The organism is Tropicimonas sp., from assembly GCF_047971885.1.
Classification (GTDB): domain Bacteria; phylum Pseudomonadota; class Alphaproteobacteria; order Rhodobacterales; family Rhodobacteraceae; genus Tropicimonas.
In genome coordinates, this window is the sequence record NZ_JBKEAE010000190.1 from 1 (window position 1) to 4,796 (window position 4,796).

The 4,796-nt window shown below is 63.4% G+C and carries 6 protein-coding genes, 1 tRNA gene and 1 pseudogene; 2 read left to right on the forward strand and 6 right to left on the reverse strand.

The window, feature by feature from the left end; all coding sequences use genetic code 11:
• Window positions 1–341 precede the first annotated feature (341 nt).
• Window positions 342–417: transfer RNA gene (locus ACK5IR_RS16075), tRNA-Ala, on the reverse strand.
• Window positions 418–485: 68 nt separating this feature from the next.
• On the reverse strand, window positions 486–815 hold the full coding sequence (locus ACK5IR_RS16080) for an FYDLN acid domain-containing protein (protein ID WP_416930275.1): 330 nt from the start codon (window positions 813–815) through the stop codon (window positions 486–488).
• A gap of 98 nt (window positions 816–913) precedes the next feature.
• Here ACK5IR_RS16080 and ACK5IR_RS16085 point away from each other — a divergent pair, with 98 nt between their 5' ends.
• Together ACK5IR_RS16085 and ACK5IR_RS16090 are read left to right on the forward strand one after the other, a co-directional pair.
• On the forward strand, window positions 914–1,600 hold the full coding sequence (locus tag ACK5IR_RS16085) for a M48 family metallopeptidase (RefSeq protein WP_416930277.1): 687 nt from the start codon (window positions 914–916) through the stop codon (window positions 1,598–1,600).
• Window positions 1,601–1,632: 32 nt separating this feature from the next.
• A complete protein-coding gene (locus ACK5IR_RS16090; protein WP_416930279.1) occupies window positions 1,633–2,301 on the forward strand; it encodes a GntR family transcriptional regulator in 669 nt (222 codons plus the stop codon).
• On the opposite strand, the pseudogene ACK5IR_RS16095 reads toward ACK5IR_RS16090, so the two are convergent.
• From ACK5IR_RS16095 to ACK5IR_RS16110, 4 genes and pseudogenes are all read right to left on the reverse strand, one after another.
• Window positions 2,270–2,884, reverse strand: a pseudogene (locus ACK5IR_RS16095) (thymidine kinase). The gene ACK5IR_RS16090 and the pseudogene ACK5IR_RS16095 overlap by 32 nt on opposite strands.
• A 63-nt stretch (window positions 2,885–2,947) precedes the next feature.
• The gene (deoD, locus tag ACK5IR_RS16100) at window positions 2,948–3,652 is read right to left on the reverse strand and encodes a purine-nucleoside phosphorylase (RefSeq protein ID WP_416930281.1); all 705 of its coding nucleotides are present in this window, start codon (window positions 3,650–3,652) and stop codon (window positions 2,948–2,950) included.
• 61 nt (window positions 3,653–3,713) lie between these two features.
• Entirely contained in the window at window positions 3,714–4,037 is a 324-nt protein-coding gene (locus tag ACK5IR_RS16105) for an H-NS family nucleoid-associated regulatory protein (protein ID WP_416930283.1), read from the reverse strand.
• Between the two features lie 98 nt (window positions 4,038–4,135).
• A partial coding sequence (locus ACK5IR_RS16110) for a methylmalonyl-CoA mutase family protein (protein WP_416930285.1) occupies window positions 4,136–4,796 on the reverse strand: 661 nt, incomplete at its 5' end.

The following is a 4,796-nucleotide window of genomic DNA, read 5'->3' on the forward strand; positions in this document are numbered from 1 at the left end:
CATCCGCATTGCCCTCATCAACCGCTTCAACGCACTCGGCACCGCCGAGATCAAGCGTGTCGCATGAACTCAACGGGGAAAGGGGGAAACTCGCTCAAAGGCTGAGTTCTGCAACAACGCCAATGATCTGCACCATAGCCGGTTCGCCACATCATCGTAGCGAACCGGCCAAAAGGAGCTTGCAGGGTGCGACATGCGGTCACGTCTTCGTGAGCGTCTACGGAGCTTTCGGGCTGTTGCAGGCCCCAAAATTCCATAGGTCAAATCGTGGGTTGACGCTGCCACCCTTGGCGGCACACCTCTCTAAGTGGCTGAAATCAAGCAGAAACATAGAGAGGATTTGGTGGAGCCAAGGGGAGTCGAACCCCTGACCTCTTGCATGCCATGCAAGCGCTCTCCCAACTGAGCTATGGCCCCGGTAGCGCGCTGTCTATTGGCGCGCAGGCGCGAGTTCAAGCGAAAAATCGCGCCTTGCCGGCCGTTCCTCAGGAATCGTCGTCGTCATTGCCGACGTCGGCGATATCGTCGAGCGACACGTCGTCTTCATCGGCGTCGTCGTCGAGCACGTCATCGCCCAGATCGACATCGGCCGTGTCGTCGTCGAGATCGTCGTCGTCGTCGATCAGCACGTCATCGTCATCGTCGTCGGTAACCTTGCTCTTTTCTTCCTTGATCAGCACGCGCGACTTGGCACCGGTATCGAGATGCACCACATCCCCGGTATAGGGGCTGATGACAGGGTTGCGACCCAGATCGTAGAAGCGCTTTCCGGTGGTCGGGCAGACGCGCTTGACTCCCCATTCTTCCTTGGGCATCCGGTGGTCCTTCAACTGAGGGCGGAACTGAGGGACGCCCGATGCCACACGCGCGGCCTCCTGTCAACGTGGAGATTGCGGTGCCGGGAGACAGGGCCATGGAGACGGTCGTTCTGGATGGAGATCCGCCGATAACGCTGGTGCTGCGCACCTCGGCGGCGGCACGGCGCTATTCCCTGCGCGTGTCCCGGCTTGACGGGCGGGTGACGCTGACGATGCCGCGTCATGCCTCGCGCCGGAAGGGAATCGCATTCGCGACGCAAAAGGCGGAGTGGATTCGCCGCAAGCTGGCCGAGCAGGCTGCGCCGGTGCCGGTTGGCATCGGGTCGTCGCTGCCGGTCGACGGGGTGACGGTCACGCTGAAGCGTGGCGCGAAAAACCGCCTGCTGCTCGGGCAGGGCTGTCTCGAGATCGCCGCCGATGCCGTTCCGGCCGCCGCCAGGACCGTCCTGCGCGCCCATGCGCGCGACAGGATCGCCGGAGCCGCCGCCGGTTTCAGCCGCACGCTCGGCAGGCCATTCAGCGGGATCACCCTGCGCGACACGCGCTCGCGCTGGGGATCGTGCAGCGCCCGGGGGGCGCTGATGTTCTCGTGGCGGCTGATCCTCGCCCCGCCTGCAGTGCTCGACTACGTCGTCGCGCACGAGGTGGCGCATCTGGCGGAAATGAACCACGGCCCGCGATTCTGGGCGACGGTCGAACGGCTCTGGCCGGAGTATCGCGTGCATCGCGCGTGGCTCCGCCGGCATGGCGAGGTGCTTCACAGCTACCGTTTCGGCGATTGACGCCGCCGGCCCGCGCGTGGTCCCCTGCGTCCATGCTGATCAATCCGCGCCCTTCCGAGTCCGGTCACAATCCGGCGCATGTGCCCGCCGCGCACGACAGGCTTTACCGCACCATGCGGTTGCGCATCATGCATGGCGAAATCCCGCCCGGAACGGCGATGACTCTGCGCGGGATCGGCAGCGAATTCGGGGTTTCGATGACGCCCGCGCGCGAGGCCCTGCGGCGCCTTGTGGCCGAGGGCGCGCTGACGCTTTCAACCTCGGGGCGGGTTTCGACCCCCGAGCTTTCCAACGACCGGATCGAGGAACTGGCGACGCTCAGGGCGCTGCTGGAGCCCGAGCTTGCCGCGCGGGCGCTGCCGCGCGCCTATCTGGCGTTGATCGACCGGCTGAACACCATCAACCAGACCATATCCGACGCGGTCGAACGAAAGGATGCCCCGGCATATATCCGCACCAATCTGGAATTTCACCGGACGCTTTACCTGCGCGCCCAGGCGCCGGCGATGCTGGCGCTTGCCGAGACCGTATGGCTGCAACTGGGGCCGACGATGGGCATGCTCTACGACCGGCTCAGGCGCACCGAATCCCCCTATCATCACAAGCTGATCCTCGCGGCGCTCCGCGCCGGAGACGAGCCTTCGCTGCGGCTGGCGGTCCGCGCCGATGTCACTCAGGGGTTGCGGCTGCTGGCACAGTGAAGGGGCGGTCTCCGACGGCTTCGCGCCAGTGACGCCGGCACAGCGATACATAGGTTTCATTGCCGCCGATTTGCACCTGCGCCCCCTCCAGCAGCGCCCTGCCGTCGGGGCCCATACGGGCGACCATCGTCGCCTTCCGGCCGCAATGGCAGATCGTGCGGACCTCGCGCATCTCGTCCGCCAGGGCGAGCAGCGCGGCGGATCCCGGGAACAGCCGGCCCCGGAAATCGACCCGAAGGCCATAACACATGACCGGAACCGCAAGATCGTCGACCGCCCGCGCAAGCTGCCAGACCTGTGCTTCGCTGAGAAACTGCGCCTCGTCGACAAAGACGCAGGCGATACCGTCGCTGTCGAGGCGTTCGGAAATCCGCGCGAAGAGATCGTCCCGCTCCGAAAAGACCTCGGCCGGCTCGGAAATGCCGATGCGCGAGCCGATCCGCCCGGTGCCGGCGCGGGTGTCGATTCCGGCGGTGAGAAGGAAGGTGTTCATCCCGCGTTCGCGATAATTGTACGATGCCTAGAGAAGGACGGTCGATTTCCCCGCGTTCATCGTCGCGTAGTGAAAGTAGAGCTTGGCCATGCGCCGCGCTTAGCGCGCCGGGGGCGGGATGGGCAAGCGCGCATGCGCCTTTCGTTTGCGGGGTCAGGCGAACGCGGCCTCGAGCGCGATTTCGACCATATCGGCAAAGCTGGTCTCGCGCTGGTCGCTCGGCAGCGCCTCGCCGGTAAGCAGATGGTCGCTGACGGTCAGCACCGCCAGCGCGCGGCTGCCGTATCGGGCGGCCACGGTATAAAGCTCGGCCGCCTCCATTTCGACGGCAAGCACGCCGTGGCGCGTCAGTTGCTCCACCAGGTCGGGGCGCTCGTCGTAAAACACGTCCGACGAATAGATGCCGCCGACATGTGTCCGGATACCCCTGTCGCTGGCAGCGGTCGCGGCGGACGAGAGGAGTTTCCAGTCGGCGCAGGGCGCATATTTCATTTCGCGGAATATTCCGCTGGATGGGGTTGAGAACGTTGACGATGTCATTGCGAGAACGATATCGCGAATGGCGACTTTTTCCTGCATTGCACCGGCCGAGCCGATACGAATCAGGGTCTCTGCACCATAGTCGCGAATAAGCTCGTTTGCGTAGATGGAAAGAGACGGCATTCCCATGCCGGACCCCTGGATCGTGACCCTGTTGCCGCGCCAGGTTCCGGTAAAGCCGAGCATCCCCCGAACCTCGTTCACGCAGACGGGATTTTCGAGAAAGGCCCTGGCCGCCCATCTGGCGCGAAAGGGATCTCCTGGCATCAGGACTGTTTTTGCGATTTCGCCAGGCTTTGCGCCGATATGGACGGTCATGAGTCCTCCGGAAAACCGGACCGAATGCGCGATTCGCCCGATTGATGATTCTGGAATATACTTAAATCGCAAGTTCCGATATATCGGTTCCTGCGGCTTCCGCATCCTTTACCCATTGCGGCTTGCGGCCACGTCCGGTCCAGGTCTGCTTCGGGTCTGCTGGATTGCGGTATTTGGGCGGATTCTTCCGCCCCCGAACGCGGCCACCCTGCTGAATTTCCAGCGTCAGTTCGGATAATTTGTATCCATGCGCGAGCGCTGCCTGTTCGGCAGCCTCGAGCGCGGCGCGGCGTTCCCGTTCGGCAAGCGAGACAAGGGCTGTATCCACGTCGGCGCGAAGCTGTTCAAGCTGGGCGCGCGAAAGCTTGTCGAGTTTGTAATCCATTTAACACTCCGTAGCGGTTGGAATCCGACCAAAGCCACATTTGGGAGGTGAAATCAATTCGGATTCGCCAATGCGTGGCGATATTTGCGGAAACGAGCCTATTCGGCGGCGTGTTTATCCGGATTCGCCAGTTCGACAATATCCATCATGATGCGATTCATCTCGAAATCCTTTGGCGTGTATACCCGGGAAACACCCATTTCCATCAGCCGTGCCGCATCGTCTTCGGGTATGATTCCGCCGACAATCACCGGAAGGCCGCCAAATCCCGCATTTTCGAGATTGGTTATCGTTTCGAAAACCAGCGGCAGGTGGCTTCCCGAAAGTATGGACAGGCCGAGCACATGCGGGGTTTCCCGCTTTACCGCCTGAACGATCTCTTCGGGGGTCAGGCGGATGCCCTCGTAGTCTATTTCCATCCCGCAGTCGCGGGCACGGAACGCGATCTGCTCGGCGCCGTTGGAATGGCCGTCGAGCCCCGGCTTTCCGACAAGGAACTTCAGGCGGCGGCCCAGCCGGTCGGAAACGGAATCGACCGCAGCGCGAATTTCGCCGAGCCCCTCGGTCTTGTTCGAAACGGCGCGCGACACGCCGGTCGGGCCGCGGAACTGGCCGAAGACCCCGCGCATGACCTCGGCCCATTCGCCGGTCGTGGCGCCGGCCCTTGCCGCTGCGATCGAGGGTTCCATGACATTCGTGCCGGTTTCCGCCGCCGTCCGCAGATCGGCAAGCGCCCGCGATACGGCAGCATTGTCGCGC